This window comes from Legionella sp. 16cNR16C (assembly GCF_021297775.1).
Lineage (GTDB): Bacteria > Pseudomonadota > Gammaproteobacteria > Legionellales > Legionellaceae > Legionella_C > Legionella_C quinlivanii_A.
On record NZ_JAJTMX010000003.1, the window covers coordinates 890,730 to 906,310 of the forward strand.

Here is a 15,581-nt window from a genome sequence, read left to right on the forward strand (position 1 = left end):
CTCGCAATGACAACAGGAACAAGATCATAAGCTACCTGCATTTAGGTTAAACTGAACCGGAGAGAGGATTTTTTTGTCATTTCCCAGGGAGTTAAGTATAATCAGCCCAGCCGAAGATTCAGGAGTTTAAGGCATTGCGCAAATTAGTGATTTGGTCAGGGCTAGTTATTTTATCCCTCATATTTTTTGCCTCAGGCATTAGCCAGTTACCGGTGATTGACAGGGATGAGGCGCATTTTGCACAAGCCAGTCGTCAAATGCTCCAATCAGGTAACTTTTTTCAAATCCGCTTCCAGGATAGAACACGCTTTCAGAAACCGCCCGGAATAAATTGGCTTCAGGCTGGCAGTGTAAAATTATTCAGTGAACCTGATGCAAACCAGATTTGGCCTTATCGGATTCCTTCTGTTTTAGGGGCGTTAATTGCCGTATTGGCAACTTTTTATTTTGGTTCACGTCTGTTGAATGAACGCTCCGGATTGATTGCCGCGCTATTGCTGGCCTCTTGCCTCTTGCTTGTGGTTGAGGCGCATATGGGGGTAATTGATGCCGCGCTTCTTGCCACTGTGGTGTTAATGCAGGGTGCCCTGTGGCTGATTTATCAGGCAAGCGCTAATAATACCAGGATTCACTGGGCCTGGCCTTTATGTTTTTGGCTGGCAATGACTGCGGGGCTGGTCCTGAAAGGGGTTACCCCTTTAGTAGGATTTCTGTCGATAGCGGCCCTCTGTCTGGTCGATAAAAATATTCGCTGGTTACGCAATCTACGGCCGTTTACAGGCTTATTGATTCTTATTTCCCTGACCTTAATCTGGGTTATCCTGGTTAATCAGGCTGAGCACAGCAACTACCTAATGCAAATGATTCATAAGGACCTGTTACCCAAGCTGAAGGGCGGGCATGAATCACACGGAAAGCCTCCTCTTTTTCATTTGGCTATCCTGCCATTAACCTTTTGGCCCGCTTCTCTTTTTTTATGGCCCACTGCGGCTTATGCGTTCAGGCATCGGCATGAAAAGGCAGTGAGATTTCTATTGAGCTGGGTCATTCCGAGCTGGCTTTTTTTTGAAATCATGCCAACCAAGTTGCCCCAGTATATTCTTCCCGTTTTTCCGGCTTTGGCGCTGTTAGCAGCAATGGCGATTGATTCTTTAATCAATATGAAAAAAACTGGTCTGCAAGAGGGGAGAGCTTGGGCTAATCGCTGGCTTAAATTCTTGCAAAGCCTTTGGGGAATATTATCTATTGGACTTGTGATATTCCTGACCATTATCTCCTATGTCTTTTTAAACCACAGCAGCTGGCCGGCTGTTTCAATACTATTTTGCGGAATAACATTCGCAGTGGTAACGCTTTATTTCATTTTTAAACATGCTTATTATCAATCCATCGCTTCACTGCTGATTATGGCAGCTGTGGTTTATTTTCTAAGCTTTAATCGAATTTTACCAGAACTCGAGCCGCTTTGGATTACTCCTAAAATCGCTGATCTGGCTTTAAAACATGCGGTTAACTCCGATAATCCTTTAATTGCCGTAGGTTTTGATGAGCCCAGTCTTGTTTTCAATCTGAATACCAACTGGATAAAATTTGCAGATAGTGCCGATGCTATTTCCTCTTTGGAAAAAAATCCAAGGCAGTTGCTCCTGGTTGATGACAAGACATTTGCTCAATGGACTATCGCTTTTGATTCTTTTGGCGTTATTGCAAGACTGCGTGGTTTTAACTATAGTAAAGGCCGATGGCTCAATCTTTTTCTCATCGGGCCTAAAAATAAAGAGAGTAATGATGTCTCCGTGTAACAAAATAATGTCTTTTTTTATCAAACCCTGGGTTATGGTGTTAGCAGTAAGTTTGATTGCATTTTGCTTTTTCTTTATAGATAAACCGCTGGCAGAATTCTTCTTTGATATTGATCTGCGCCATAATTACCAATTTCTGGAGTTATTCACCAAACTGGGGGCGGGCTTCTTTTATTTTTCAGCTTTTATATTAGGAATATTCATTTTTAGATATATCAGGGTTAATACAGACTGGGAAGCGAAATGCTGGTTTCTATTGCTCTGTGTATTAGTACCCAGCTCAATTTGCGGATTTCTGAAAGTAGTATTAGGACGTGCCAGGCCCAGTATGCTGCTTGAAGGCCAATACTTTGGTTTTTATGGTTTTCAAACACATTCCCCCTTCTGGTCTTTTCCGTCTGGTCATACGACCACTATAATGTCGGTTGCTGCCGGCTTAAGTCTATTGTACCCACGTTCCAGCTCTTATGTGCTGACTGTAGGATTTTCAGTCGCTGTTTCGAGAATTATATTAAACCACCATTACTTAAGCGACGTGCTGGCAGCCACTTATCTGGTGTTTATAGAGCTTGCCGCATTGCTCTGGGTTTTACGCAAACAGAAATGGCTGGAATCTGCCTGGCAAAACTCCCAGTGCAGTATGTATGGATGCAGCAGCAGGACGATGAGTCAGTAATATAGTAAGGGAGTGACTTTTGAAACAACCTATAAATTTATCAGTAATTATCCCTGTATATAATGAAGAGGATAATGTTGAAGTACTTTTTCATGAACTAGTGAATGTTTTGGAAAAAGATGATTATTGCTTTGAGGTCATTTTTGTTGATGACGGCAGCAATGATAAGACTGTCAGCCGTTTATTGAAGCTGGCAGCAGAGGATGAGCGATTGCAACTGGTACGGCACAGAGTTAACTGTGGTCAGAGTGCTGCTCTGGTTAGCGGGGCAAAGGCAGCGCGCTATGAATTTTTAGTGACGCTTGATGGCGACGGCCAAAATGATCCTAATGATATTCCTGCTCTTTGCGGCTTTATTGAAGACCACAAAACGGTGGTGCTTGGAAATCGAAAACGTCGAGATGATAAGCTGATTCGCCGCATTTCTTCCCGTATAGGCAACGGCGTGCGTCAGACTATTTTGCGTGATAGTTGTCCTGACACCGGTTGCAGTCTGAAACTGTTCCCTAGAAGTGCATTTTTAAATTTGCCTCATTTTAATCATTTACACCGCTATTTACCGGCATTATTTTTAAGAGCTGGATACAGGTTAGTGAACGTGCCTGTTAACCACCGTCCAAGAAGGCATGGTGTGTCAAAATATGGGGTCATGAACCGATTATTTGTTGGTATTTACGATCTGGTGGGGGTGCGCTGGCTATTGAAAAGACCCTGTTCGCCGGAGGTTATCAATAATGAACTCTGAGTCAATCTGGCTATGTGTTGGATTAGTTGGGCAAGGCATTTTTTCTGCCCGATTTTTTATTCAATGGCTAATAAGTGAAAAAGAAAAGCGAAGTGTTATTCCGGTTGCTTTCTGGTATCTAAGCTTATTAGGCGGTATCACATTATTAATGTATTCAATTTATAAAAAAGATCCGGTGTTCATCCTGGGCCAGTCCACCGGTGTGTTTATTTATTTAAGAAATCTTTATTTAATTCAACGGGAAAGAGTCGCGCGGCAATTAAAAACAACGGGGTGAGTTTTTTCAGTCTGGCTTGCTATGTATTTCCGTCATTGCTTCGCGGCGTCCACAATGACGGGCTTGAATTAAGCTTCGGTAATCTCGATCATCTTCCTCAATGCTTTTTTAGCATTATCAATCACCCATTGCTGATCATTAAGCTGCAGGCGCTGACGTAAGCCAGTAAACTCGTTGACTACGTCACCCGCTTTCACTTCATTGTATGCCATTTCTTTGCCTTGCCTTAGCAAATCAACAAGCCCAATCAAATGAGGGGGATCATTTCTCGACATCGTTGCGCAGCCGCAGCCAATGCCTTTGGCATCATCAGGTTTAGGGGCTTCGGCGAGATTTACTACCTGGATGCCCAGGTTTTTACAATGTTGTTTTACATTTTCTACCATATGGTTTTCTGTACCGATGGCATAACGTTTGGTGCCAGCACGATCATTCACAACATAATCCCAAATGAATGCTGTAGAGCCAGCCTGCTGTGCCGCGCGAATCACTTCGTTTCGGCATTCGGGATGTACCACTGTGGCATAATTTTGTGAGTGCCAGTAATCGCACATATAAGCCTGATAGTGGGTATGAACTGCGCATTGGCTGGAAAACAGTATTAACTCGGCTTTATCAAAAGTATCGAGTGTTGCCTTATCCTGAGCTTCCAGTGAGTATTGGGCACCGGCAGTTCCGCCTGGCCAATAAGCCAGATTTTTAATCCCCAGCCAGTAGGCTACATTTTCACCCATGTGCTGATCGGGTATGAACAGGATCTTCTTATTTTGAGCGCGAGCCCATTGGAAGATTTTTTTTACGTTTGAACTGGTACAAACCGCGCCTCCCTGAGCGCCAGTCATGGCTTTCACCCGTCCTGAGGTGTTCATATAGCAAACCGGTAAAATATTTTCAGCCCCATAACGTTCATTAAGATCCAGAAATGCAGGCTCGACCATAAAGTCTTTAGCCAGCATTTCCATAGTACAACCCGATTTAGGATTAGTTATATAAACATGTTGATTCTCATTGGCGAGAATACTTATTGACTCCGCCATAAAATGAACGGCAGACTCAATAATAACCGACTTCTGCGGGTTTTGCGCTGCCATTAATGCCAGCTGGTAGGAATCCCCAATCTGGCCGCCGAACTGCTCTACAAGCCTGACAATATCTCCGCCCATATAATAATGCGCTAAAAGCAGCAGGCGCTCGCCAAAATGGGACTGCGCTTTTTGCATATATGGCTTCATCCAGGCAAGTACCGTGGTAAGCTTGCGATCAGCTAATGCCTGATACTCCTCGGCGTAGGGAATGAAATCTTCCTGGTACCAGTCCAGCGGGTAATCACTTTGACAGATACTCATGTCATTAGTGATGTGCATAATACTTTTTTCAGGTTGGTAAATGGATGAATAGCCGAACATTACTACCTCATAAGAAAGGTCTGATTAAAAAAATGGGTTTTGCGGCGATGTTAATCGAGCAATACTTTCCTGGGCATGGAGATTTTTATCAGGGAAGTCTTCTCGATAATGGCCTCCCCGAGATTCTCTTCGACAGAGTGCTGCCCTGACAATAAGTTCAGCATTCAGAACAATATTTCTCAGTTCGATGAAATCTCTGGTGATACAATGCTTCCAGTAATACTCCTCAATAATTTTCTTTCTCTTCAATATTAATTGTAGTAAATCTTCAAGACCGGCCTCAGTTCTTACAATTCCGGCATAGGAGGTCATTTCGCCGCGCAAACCGCGCCAGTGTGCATTAATCTGGCTCGCTCTCCGTGGATTGACGGCGCCTGAAGACGACCAGTTAGGGATATCCTGAGACAATTTGTTCGGAGTGGAGATATCTTTTAATGTACAGCGAGCGGCATTACTCGCCATTGCCAGTGCTTCCAGAAGGGAATTGCTGGCAAGCCTGTTGGCGCCGTGCAAGCCGGTGAATGCCACTTCACCAACAGCATACAGCCGTTTAAGGTCTGTTCTGCCGTCGACATCAGTTAATACCCCTCCGCATTGATAATGGGCCGCTGGAACAACTGGAATCATATCCTGGCTCATATCAATCCCTATCGTTTGCAGAGTAGAGAAGATTTGAGGAAAACGTTTTTTAAGGAAGGCACGGGATTCATGAGTAATATCCAGATGTACGAATCCCTGCTGCCCTTGTTCAATTTCACTAAAAATAGCACGGGCCACCACATCGCGTGTTGCCAGTTCCATTGCTTCCGGCGCATATTTTTTCATGAACCGCTCGCCGGATTCCGGATTGATCAGGAGTGCACCTTCACCGCGTACTGCTTCCGAGATTAAAAAATTATTCAGGCTATGATGATGCAAAAGTGTAGGATGAAACTGATAAAACTCCATATTTCCTACACGTGCTCCAGCCCTGTAGGCCATGGCCACGCCATCTCCGGTCGCCACCATTGGATTGGTGGTATATCGATAGGTCTTGCCCGCTCCACCCGTGGCCAGAATGACGCAGGGAGCAAGAAATGTGTGGATTAGATTAGCCTTGCAGTCGAGAAGGTACGCGCCCAGCACTTCCCCCTGGATATCGGTTCGATGCGGGTGATAATGAGTGATAAGATTAACCGCGATATGATGTTCAAATACCGTGATTTGTTTCAACTCTGCGATTTGGCTCAGAAGGGCCTGCACGATAACCAGCCCGGTTTGATCTCCGGCGTTAAATATACGGCGAAAGGAGTGCCCGCCTTCCTGAGCCAGGTTATAACCAGTATCTGTACGGGTGAAGGGAACTGAATAGCCTAGTAGTTCTTCAATAATGGAAGGGGCTTGTCGAATGATAAATTCAACAGCAGGTTCATAGCATAAACCATCTCCTGCCAGAATAGTATCTCCGATATGAGCTTCCAGAGAGTCTTCTTCCGTAAATGCTGCGGCAATACCTCCCTGGGCATAACGGCTGTTGCATTCACCCAGCTCTGCCTTACTGATTAAAGCAATGCGAAGACGAGGCTGTAATTTAAGGACCTGCAGGCAATAATGTAAACCCGCAATACCCGTTCCTATGACAATGACATCAAATTCCCGAGAGGTCCCTTGTTGTGATAATGATTCTTCGATCATGAAAATGCTTTCACCAATTGCGCGGCCAAGCCAGTGTAACTCTCGGGTGACATGGCTAATAGTCTGGTTTTTGCTGCCTCGGGTATATCCAGCCTTTTAATAAATTGTTGCAGACTGTCTGCGTCAATTCCCTGACCCCGGGTCAAGTCTTTTAATTGTTCATAAGCATCTGGTATCTGATAGCGCCGCATGACAGTCTGAACCGCTTCGGCAAGAACTTCCCAGTTATCTTCGAGATCTTCTTTCAATGCGGATTTATTAATCTGCAGTTTATCATTGCCTTTGGCAATTGCCTGATAGGCGATGAGCGTATAGGCAAATCCTGCACCGAGATTTCTTAGCACAGTAGAGTCGGAAAGATCGCGCTGCAGACGGGATTTCGTTAATTTATCCGCAAAATGCTCAAACAGGGCATTGGCTAATCCCAGATTGCCTTCGGCGTTCTCAAAATCAATGGGGTTCACTTTGTGCGGCATGGTGGAGGAACCAACTTCGTCCGCAATTGTTTTCTGGGTGAAATAGTTTAATGAAATATAAGTCCAGATATCCTGAGTGTAGTCGAGCAGGATATTATTGATTCGCACCATAATATGACAGACTTCGGCGATGCCGTCATGCGGTTCAATCTGAGTGGTGTAAGCACTGAAAGACAAACCCAGTGAGCTGACAAAAGAAGCACAATGTTTACGCCAGTCTACTTCCGGATACGCCGCGACATGCGCGTTATAGTTGCCAACCGCGCCATTGCATTTGGCGGGGATCAATACTTCGGCAAGCTGTTGCTGAGGTCTTTTAAGACGTGCCACAAAGTTAACCAGTTCTTTGCCTAAGGTTGTCGGGGTTGCAGGTTGCCCATGAGTGCGGGATAACATTGCCGCATCACCATGTTGTTTCCCCAGCAGGGTGATACCGCCAATAATTTCTGCCAAAGTGGGCTGAATAACCTGAGCTAATGCCTCTTTTATCATCAGGGCATAGGAGAGATTGTTAATATCTTCCGAGGTGCAGGCAAAATGAATGAAACCGGCTGCGGCGCTCAAACGAGGATGGTCAGTCAGCTTTTCCTTTAGATAATATTCAATTGCCTTGACATCGTGATTGGTTTTTTTCTCAATGGTTTTAACTTTTTCAGCTTCTTCTTCATTAAAATTACTAAGAACTTGTTCCAGAAAACGTTTGTCGTCTTCTGACAAAGGCTTCACCTCCGGAATATCCGGATTAGCAGCCAAAGCTTCCAGCCAGCGAACTTCCACTATCAGACGATAATAGATGAGTGCAAACTCGCTAAAATAGGGGCTTAGTATGCTGGTTTTTTTTTGGTAGCGGCCGTCAAGCGGAGAGACGGCAGTTAAAGAAGTTAAGCTCATGAATATTTTCACCACAGTCATAAAGCACATATAATATTAGAAGCTAGACCATATGTGAATAAAACAATAGAAATATGCCATTTTTTTTCACTTAATTAAGGCTGTCGGCCCACATTAACAGCGGGCAGCACATGCCGGTTTAATAAATAAACCGCGAGAAGTAACGAAAAGCGGCTTTTTGCAGCAAAAATACAGGAAAAGTAAGCAATCTTTGTCTAAACATTATAATATTCTTTGAAATTGGAAATCAGACCATTGAATGAATGGGGGGCGAGGTTATTATTTTACTGGCAAGTTTTAACAGCAGACATTCCCATTAATGGGCATTTTGAGTAGAATGGCCAATATTTTTAAGGATTATAAGGGTGGCGTTATGGCATTAGAACAGCACACGATTAGTTTTACGCAGTTAGGTATGCGTGATCTGGAGCAGGTTGGCGGAAAGAACGCGTCGCTGGGAGAAATGATTAGCCACTTATCCTCGGCCGGAGTCCAGGTTCCTACCGGATTCGCCACTACAGCCGCGGCCTTTCGTGAATTTTTACAGCAAAACAAGCTGGATGAGAAAATTCACCAGATGTTGCAATCCCTTGATACGGACAATATCAATGACCTCGTCACCACGGGTAAGTCTATTCGGGAACTCATTATCAATACCCCATTTACCCGGCAATTCATTCAATCGGTAACTGATTCCTATAATGCATTGATTAAAGAAATAGGAAACAAGGATTTTAGTGTCGCAGTACGTTCTTCGGCTACGGCGGAAGATCTGCCCGATGCCTCTTTTGCTGGTCAGCAGGAAACCTTTCTTAATGTGAAGGGGATTGATGCGATTCTTCATGCTATCAAGCTGGTGTTTGCTTCATTGTACAATGACAGGGCGATTGCTTATCGTGTGCATCATGGGTTTGCTCATGATGAGGTCGCCTTATCCGCCGGGATCCAGCAAATGATACGCAGTGATCTTGCGGTGAGTGGCGTTATGTTTACTATCGATACTGAATCAGGCTTTGATCAGGTGGTATTTATTACCTCTTCTTTTGGGCTTGGTGAAATGGTAGTGCAGGGCGCGGTTAATCCCGATGAGTTCTATGTTCATAAACCCGCCTTAAAAGCAGGCAGACCAGCAGTGATTCGTAAAACTCTGGGCAGCAAGGCGCTCAAGATGATTTATGCACAAGATGCCGATAACGGCAAAACTGTGGAAACGGTCGATGTTTCTGAGTCGGAGCGGCTGCGCTTTTCATTAACACAGGCAGATATTGAAGAACTGGCTCGCTATGCGGTCATCATTGAAGAGCATTATGGCCGGCCTATGGATATTGAATGGGCAAAGGATGGCGTCAATGGCCAGCTTTATATTTTGCAAGCGCGCCCGGAAACAGTGAGAAGCCGCGATAAACAACAGAAAAGAGAGCGCTATCAGTTGTTAAAGCGGGGCGAGGTATTGAGCGAGGGCCGCAGTATTGGCCAGAAAATTGGCCAGGGCAAAGCAAGAATTATTCATGACATTAGTGAAATGGATAAAATGGAACCCGGCGATGTGCTGATATCGGATATGACTGATCCTGATTGGGAACCCATTATGAAGCGTGCAGCAGCGATTGTCACCAATCGTGGCGGGCGAACCTGCCATGCGGCAATTATTGCTCGTGAGCTGGGTATTCCTGCAGTGGTTGGTTGCGGCGATGCGACCAAACACATTCGTGACGGTGAGGAAATCACTGTCAGTTGTGCAGAAGGAGATAATGGTTATGTGTACAAAGGAATTTTGCCCTTTGAGTATGCAACGCTTGATGTCGAGTCGATGCCTGAACTGCCAATGAAAATTATGCTGAATGTGGGGAATCCGGAGCGTGCGTTTGCGTTTCAGTCTATTCCTAACTCCGGTGTTGGCTTGGCACGCCTGGAATTTTTAATCTCCAATTCCATTGGTGTGCATCCCAAGGCGCTTTTACAATTTGAGCAATTGCAGGACGAGAAGCTGAAAGAGTATATTTCAAGAAAAACCGCGGCCTATGAATCGCCAGTTGAATTTTATATAGAGCGCCTCAAGGAAGGCATTGCCACAATTGCCGCGGCATTTTATCCCAAGCCGGTTATTGTCCGATTATCTGATTTTAAATCCAATGAATATGCGAATCTGACCGGGGGTGATCTGTTTGAGCCCCATGAAGAAAACCCGATGCTTGGTTTTCGCGGCGCTTCCCGCTATGTTTCACCTGCGTTTGCGGATTGTTTTGCGCTTGAATGTGAGGCGGTAAAACGCGTACGTGAGGTCATGGGCTTTACCAACGTCGAAGTCATGATTCCTTTCGTAAGAACGGTACAGGAAGCGCATGATGTCATTAATGTGCTGAAACAGCAGGGGCTGGAGCGCGGAAAGAATGGCCTTCGTATTATCATGATGTGCGAACTGCCTTCTAATGCCTTGCTGGCTAACGAGTTTCTCGAATATTTTGATGGCTTCTCTATTGGCTCCAATGATTTAACCCAGCTAACACTTGGTCTTGACAGGGATTCTGGTCTGGTTGCTTCGCAATTTGATGAGCGTAATGCTGCAGTTAAAGCTTTACTGCATATGGCCATATCAACTTGCAAAAAGGCAGGTAAGTATGTGGGTATTTGCGGACAAGGCCCCTCGGATCATAAGGATTTTGCTGAGTGGTTGATGGCAGAGGGAATTGACAGCGTTTCCTTAAACCCTGATTCTGTTGTAGATACCTGTCTGTTTCTTGCCAAACGCTCATCATGAGTTTTACAGAGTCTTGTCAGTCCTTTAATAAAAAGGCATCTTCTCTTCTTGAGAAGATGCTTAATTTCTCAGCAATAAGCAAGGCTTTGGGTTGCTTCCTGTTTTTAATGACCTTTCCTCTGACTGTTTTAGCCCAGACACAGCGGGAAGCGGAGCATGATCCGGTAGCCAGCATTATCTTTTGGGTCACTTTAATTTTTACCCTCTCCATTATAGGCCGATGCATCGCCAAAGCCTTTCGCCAGCCTGGTGTGTTAGGTGAATTGTTAATGGGCGTTTTATTAGGAAATATCTGTTATTTTTTTGGCTCCGAGCTGATAGTTGTGCTTCGCGAAGGCTCGGCGATTTTTAATATTATGAGAGATATACTGGGAAATGCCAATCTCGCTGAGGCTGTACAAAATAATATTGCGGATCCTGTTTATGCTCAGCAAATGGTGGTTGCGCTAAGCAGTGTGAAAGGCATTGATTATTTAAAAGTAGGTTATATTCTCGATATCTTTTCGCGCTATGGGGTCATCTTTCTCTTGTTTATGGTAGGGTTGGAAAGCTCTTTCCAGGAGCTAAAGCATACAGGCCGTGAAGCCTTAAGCGTGGCTCTTATTGGTGTGGTTGCCCCTATTATTTTAGGCTTTGCTATTGCTCATTGGCTACTGCCGAATGCCTCCTACCAATCTGACTTATTTGTAGCCGCTACCTTATCAGCGACCAGCATTGGCATCACAGCACGCGTCCTTGCCGAGTTAAAAAAGTTGCGTACCCGGGAAGCGCATACGATTTTAGGCGCGGCAATGATAGATGATGTGCTGGGGTTGATCATTCTTTCGATTGTCAGCAGTATCGTAATTAATAATAGTCTGGACATGTGGGTGATAGTCCGAGTGGTTGTATCGGCATTTTTATTTTTTACCGCCGCATTGACGATAGGCCCCTGGGTTTTAAGAAAATCGGTCAAAATGCTTAACTTTCTTGAACTGTGGGAAGCAAAGCTTTTCCTGGCTTTTATTTTTTTAATGGCACTGGCCTGGTTTGCAACTGTCGTTGGATTGTCCTCCATCATTGGCGCATTTGCCGCCGGTCTGATTATTCATGACGGCTATTTTGAACCTCATTCTGATTCAGGTTCTGTAAAGCCTTTTAATATTAAACAGTTAATTGCTCCTCTGGAGTTCATATTAGCGCCTTTGTTTTTTATACTGATTGGTATCCAGGTGAAACTGGAATCCTTTTTCGATTGGCATGTGTTAATGACTTCGGCAGGATTAATTGTTGCTGCCATAGTCGGAAAACTGATTAGCGGTTTGGGAGGAAACAGAAAAGATGATCGCCTGTTAATCGGCATCGGTATGTTGCCACGCGGTGAGGTCGGGCTTGTGTTCGCGTCCATTGGCCGTACACTGGGAGTAATTTCCGATCAATTATTTTCGGCCATCGTTTTAATGATTATCGTCACTACTTTTTTAGCGCCTCCGCTATTAAAGTCTCGTTATGCTGCTTATGACCGGAGGAAGAATGAAGTTAACTCCTGATTTAATTGAAGCCGATGTGAGCAGGGCATTGGCCGAGGATTTGGGCACTGGAGATGTCAGTGCAGAGTTGCTGCCAGAGAGTCTTGAGGTGCGTGCTGAAATCATAAGCCGGGAAGCCATGCTGGTTTGTGGGCAGCCCTGGGTAGAAACAGTGTTTCGTAGTTTAAGCCCTGCAATACAAATTGACTGGCATGTTGCTGAAGGACAGTGGCTGGCCGAACCCGCCATACTCTGTCAAATCAAAGGGCCTGCACGTGAGATTTTGTCAGGCGAGCGTACAGCCTTGAATTTTTTTCAAACGCTTTCGGGAACGGCAACAAAAACACGGCATTATTTGAAAGCACTGGAAAATACCAAAACCAAATTACTCGATACGCGAAAAACCTTACCCGGATTAAGACTGGCACAAAAATATGCGGTTGCCTGCGCGGGAGGCGTGAATCATCGTTTAGGTTTGTATGATGCTTTTCTGATTAAGGAAAATCATATCAAGGCCTGTGGTTCAATTACCCAGGCAATTCAAAAAGCAAAAACGATGCATCCTGAGTTAATGGTGGAAGTCGAAGTTGAAAATCTTGTGGAATTACAAGAAGCCCTCGAGGCAAAACCTGACCGAATTCTCCTTGATAATTTCAGTTTGCAGTTGCTGACTCAGGCTGTAAATCTTAATCAATCCTATGGCTGTACATTAGAGGCATCTGGAGGGGTGAGCCTTGAGACCATCCATGCAATCGCTCAAACAGGTGTTGATTTTATTTCTGTAGGCGGTTTAACCAAATGTGTTGAAGCCATCGATCTCAGCTTATTAATCAAGGAAATTCAATGAGCCCAAGAATTGTTTTAACAGGCGGCGGCACTGCAGGGCATGTCACACCTAATCTGGCCCTGATTGAAATTCTTAAGCGAGAAAATTGGCAGATTGACTACATCGGTTCGAAAAATGGGGTGGAAGACAATATGATTCGGGCGCAAGGCGTTCCCTTTCATTCGATAAGCTCGGGTAAATTGCGCCGCTATTTTAGCTGGCAGAATTTTTTGGATCCTTTGCTTATCCTCAGGGGGATCTTTCAATCCTGGCGTTTACTTAAACAGCTGAAAACAGATGTGGTATTTTCAAAAGGCGGTTTTGTCGCATTTCCTGTAGTATTTGCCGCCTGGTTACGCGGTATTCCGGTAATTGCTCATGAATCCGATTTAACCCCAGGTCTCGCTAATCGTTTGAGTTTTCCTTTTGTTAATAAAATCGCCGTAAATTTTGCCTCAGCCAGGACTCATTTTAAACAAAAAGAAAAAGTGGAAGTGACTGGTACTCCGATTCGTTCGGAACTTTTTCGTGGCAATCGACAAAAAGGACTCGATCTTTGCGGCTTTACTGATGAAAAGCCCTGTCTTCTGGTGATGGGAGGGAGCCTTGGTGCAAGCAAACTAAATACCATTATTCGTGAGGCTCTCCCCGAATTAACCCAGAGCTGGCAGATTATTCATCTCTGTGGAAAAGGGAAACTGGACTCATCCGTTAACAATCCTGCCTATTGTCAGTTTGAATATGCCAATGAAGAGTTGTCTCATTTGTTTGCCGCCAGTGATTTGATTATTTCAAGAGCAGGAGCCAATGCAATTTACGAAATTCTTGCTCTACAAAAGCCTCATATTCTGATTCCCTTATCTGCCAAAGTAAGCAGGGGAGATCAAATTCAAAATGCACGCTACTGCAAGCAGCAAGGTATTAGCGTGGTGCTCGATGATGATCTTTTTAACGAGGCAGATTTGCTGAAGGCTATTGAAGAAGTCAAGGCCAATCGTGAGCATATTCTCGATAATATCAGACTCCTGGGAATTGAGTCTGCTACGGAGAAAGTATTAGCACTAATTAAGGAGTTATTAAGTGTTGAATCACCAAAAGCTGTTTGAATTCATAGGCAATGAATGGCAGGAAAATATTTTACCAAGCTTGATGGAATACATAAAAATTCCTAACAAATCTCCTCATTTCGATCCGGATTGGGAAGCACACGGTTATATGGAACAGGCTGTTAATCACATAGCGGACTGGTGCGTACAGCATGCACCAAGCGATATGTTGATGGAGGTTGTGCGCTTGCCTGGCCGAACCCCTCTTATCTTTATGGAAGTTCCAGGACAGGGTGAGGAAACAGTATTGCTTTATGGGCATTTGGATAAGCAACCAGAGATGTCTGGATGGAAAGAAGGCCTTGGTCCCTGGCAGCCTGTTTTAAAAGACGGCAAACTCTATGGCAGAGGGGGGGCTGACGATGGTTATTCTGCTTATGCCTCGCTATTGGCGATCAACGCATTACAGAAACAGGGGATTTCTCATGCGCGCTGTGTCATTCTGATTGAGGCTTGCGAGGAAAGCGGCAGTTATGATTTACCTTATTACATTCAGGCTCTCGAGGAGAGAATAGGAAAACCCTCTCTGGTTATTTGCCTTGACTCTGGCGCAGGAAATTATGAGCAATTATGGATGACGACGTCATTGCGTGGCAATATTGTTGGCGAATTATCCGTTGAGGTGTTAAAAGAAGGGGTTCATTCAGGCAGCGCCAGCGGCATTGTCGCTGACAGTTTTCGTATTGCCAGGCAGTTATTAAGCCGGGTGGAAGACGAAACAAGCGGGATTATCGAGCTTAAAGATCTATATTGTGAAATTCCGACAGAGCGTGTAAAACAGGCTGAAGCCTGCGCTGAAGTGCTCAAAGAGGAAGTTTACAGAGCATTTCCTTTTCAGGAACGCGTGCTACCCGTCAGCATGGAGAAAGCGGAACTGATCTTAAATCGGACCTGGCGTCCTGCCATGACGATTACTGGCGCGGAGGGTTTGCCGAGTCTCGCCAACGCCGGCAATGTCTTAAGACCTAAAACAGTGCTAAAAGTCTCTATGCGTATTCCCCCTTTGGTCAATCCTGAGAAAGCCGCTCAAGCACTTAAATCAGCCCTGACAGAAAATCCTCCCTATTCAGCAAAAGTAGATTTTAATATTGCGGACGGCGCAGAGGGTTGGCACGCTCCCTTGTTAACTGAATGGTTCTCAGAGGCGGTAAATGATGCGTCAATGACTTTCTACCAGAAGCCGGCAATCTATATGGGGGAGGGTGGTACCATTCCGTTCATGGGCATGTTAGGCAAAAAATTCCCGCAGGCACAATTTATGATAACGGGCGTCCTGGGACCGCAGTCCAATGCGCATGGGCCGAACGAATTTCTACATTTGGAAATGGTTGAAAAATTAACGGCTTGCGTTTCATTCGTTCTTGCAAAACATTTTGATCATTTTGCCCTCGACAGAACTATTAATAGCTGACATACTGACGGCCGTTCTAATTATG

At 44.8% G+C, this 15,581-nt stretch carries 12 protein-coding genes; 9 read left to right on the forward strand and 3 right to left on the reverse strand.

Translation table 11 applies throughout. The features are described 5' to 3' along the window. Positions 1–134: 134 nt before the first annotated feature. Genes LXA66_RS14080 through LXA66_RS14095 form a run of 4 tightly spaced genes read left to right on the forward strand, consistent with a single transcriptional unit; the run spans position 135 to position 3,500 of the window. Positions 135–1,802, forward strand: a complete 1,668-nt coding sequence (locus LXA66_RS14080; RefSeq protein WP_233013660.1) for a glycosyltransferase family 39 protein — start codon at positions 135–137, stop codon at positions 1,800–1,802. Next, positions 1,786–2,478 carry a phosphatase PAP2 family protein gene (locus LXA66_RS14085; RefSeq protein ID WP_233013661.1) on the forward strand — a complete coding sequence of 231 codons (693 nt, stop codon included), beginning with the start codon at positions 1,786–1,788 and terminating at the stop codon, positions 2,476–2,478. Before LXA66_RS14080 ends, LXA66_RS14085 begins: the two co-directional genes overlap by 17 nt. A 19-nt stretch (positions 2,479–2,497) precedes the next feature. After that, a complete protein-coding gene (locus LXA66_RS14090; protein WP_233013662.1) occupies positions 2,498–3,223 on the forward strand; it encodes a glycosyltransferase family 2 protein in 726 nt (241 codons plus the stop codon). Next, complete coding sequence (locus LXA66_RS14095; protein WP_112218216.1) at positions 3,213–3,500, forward strand: lipid-A-disaccharide synthase N-terminal domain-containing protein; 288 nt, start codon at positions 3,213–3,215, stop codon at positions 3,498–3,500. Before LXA66_RS14090 ends, LXA66_RS14095 begins: the two co-directional genes overlap by 11 nt. Positions 3,501–3,568: 68 nt before the next feature. Here the strand turns inward: LXA66_RS14095 and nadA are convergent, their stop codons facing one another. Genes nadA through purB form a run of 3 tightly spaced genes read right to left on the reverse strand, consistent with a single transcriptional unit; the run spans position 3,569 to position 7,947 of the window. Then, a complete protein-coding gene (gene nadA / locus LXA66_RS14100; RefSeq protein WP_233013663.1) occupies positions 3,569–4,906 on the reverse strand; it encodes a quinolinate synthase NadA in 1,338 nt (445 codons plus the stop codon). Between the two features lie 24 nt (positions 4,907–4,930). Then, the gene (gene nadB / locus LXA66_RS14105; protein ID WP_112218337.1) at positions 4,931–6,577 is read right to left on the reverse strand and encodes an L-aspartate oxidase; all 1,647 of its coding nucleotides are present in this window, start codon (positions 6,575–6,577) and stop codon (positions 4,931–4,933) included. Continuing rightward, on the reverse strand, positions 6,577–7,947 hold the full coding sequence (purB, locus tag LXA66_RS14110) for an adenylosuccinate lyase (RefSeq protein WP_233013664.1): 1,371 nt from the start codon (positions 7,945–7,947) through the stop codon (positions 6,577–6,579). The genes nadB and purB overlap by 1 nt, the downstream gene beginning before the upstream one ends. 373 nt (positions 7,948–8,320) lie before the next feature. On the opposite strand from purB, the gene ppsA reads away from it, so the two are divergent. Genes ppsA through LXA66_RS14135 form a run of 5 tightly spaced genes read left to right on the forward strand, consistent with a single transcriptional unit; the run spans position 8,321 to position 15,556 of the window. Continuing rightward, entirely contained in the window at positions 8,321–10,705 is a 2,385-nt protein-coding gene (ppsA, locus tag LXA66_RS14115) for a phosphoenolpyruvate synthase (protein ID WP_233013665.1), read from the forward strand. Then, positions 10,702–12,234 carry a cation:proton antiporter gene (locus LXA66_RS14120; RefSeq protein ID WP_233013666.1) on the forward strand — a complete coding sequence of 511 codons (1,533 nt, stop codon included), beginning with the start codon at positions 10,702–10,704 and terminating at the stop codon, positions 12,232–12,234. Before ppsA ends, LXA66_RS14120 begins: the two co-directional genes overlap by 4 nt. Beyond that, the gene (nadC, locus tag LXA66_RS14125; RefSeq protein ID WP_233013667.1) at positions 12,218–13,060 is read left to right on the forward strand and encodes a carboxylating nicotinate-nucleotide diphosphorylase; all 843 of its coding nucleotides are present in this window, start codon (positions 12,218–12,220) and stop codon (positions 13,058–13,060) included. The genes LXA66_RS14120 and nadC overlap by 17 nt, the downstream gene beginning before the upstream one ends. After that, a complete protein-coding gene (locus LXA66_RS14130) occupies positions 13,057–14,145 on the forward strand; it encodes an undecaprenyldiphospho-muramoylpentapeptide beta-N-acetylglucosaminyltransferase (RefSeq protein ID WP_233013668.1) in 1,089 nt (362 codons plus the stop codon). The genes nadC and LXA66_RS14130 overlap by 4 nt, the downstream gene beginning before the upstream one ends. Further along, positions 14,120–15,556, forward strand: a complete 1,437-nt coding sequence (locus tag LXA66_RS14135) for a M20 family metallopeptidase (protein ID WP_233013669.1) — start codon at positions 14,120–14,122, stop codon at positions 15,554–15,556. Before LXA66_RS14130 ends, LXA66_RS14135 begins: the two co-directional genes overlap by 26 nt. Positions 15,557–15,581 lie beyond the last annotated feature (25 nt).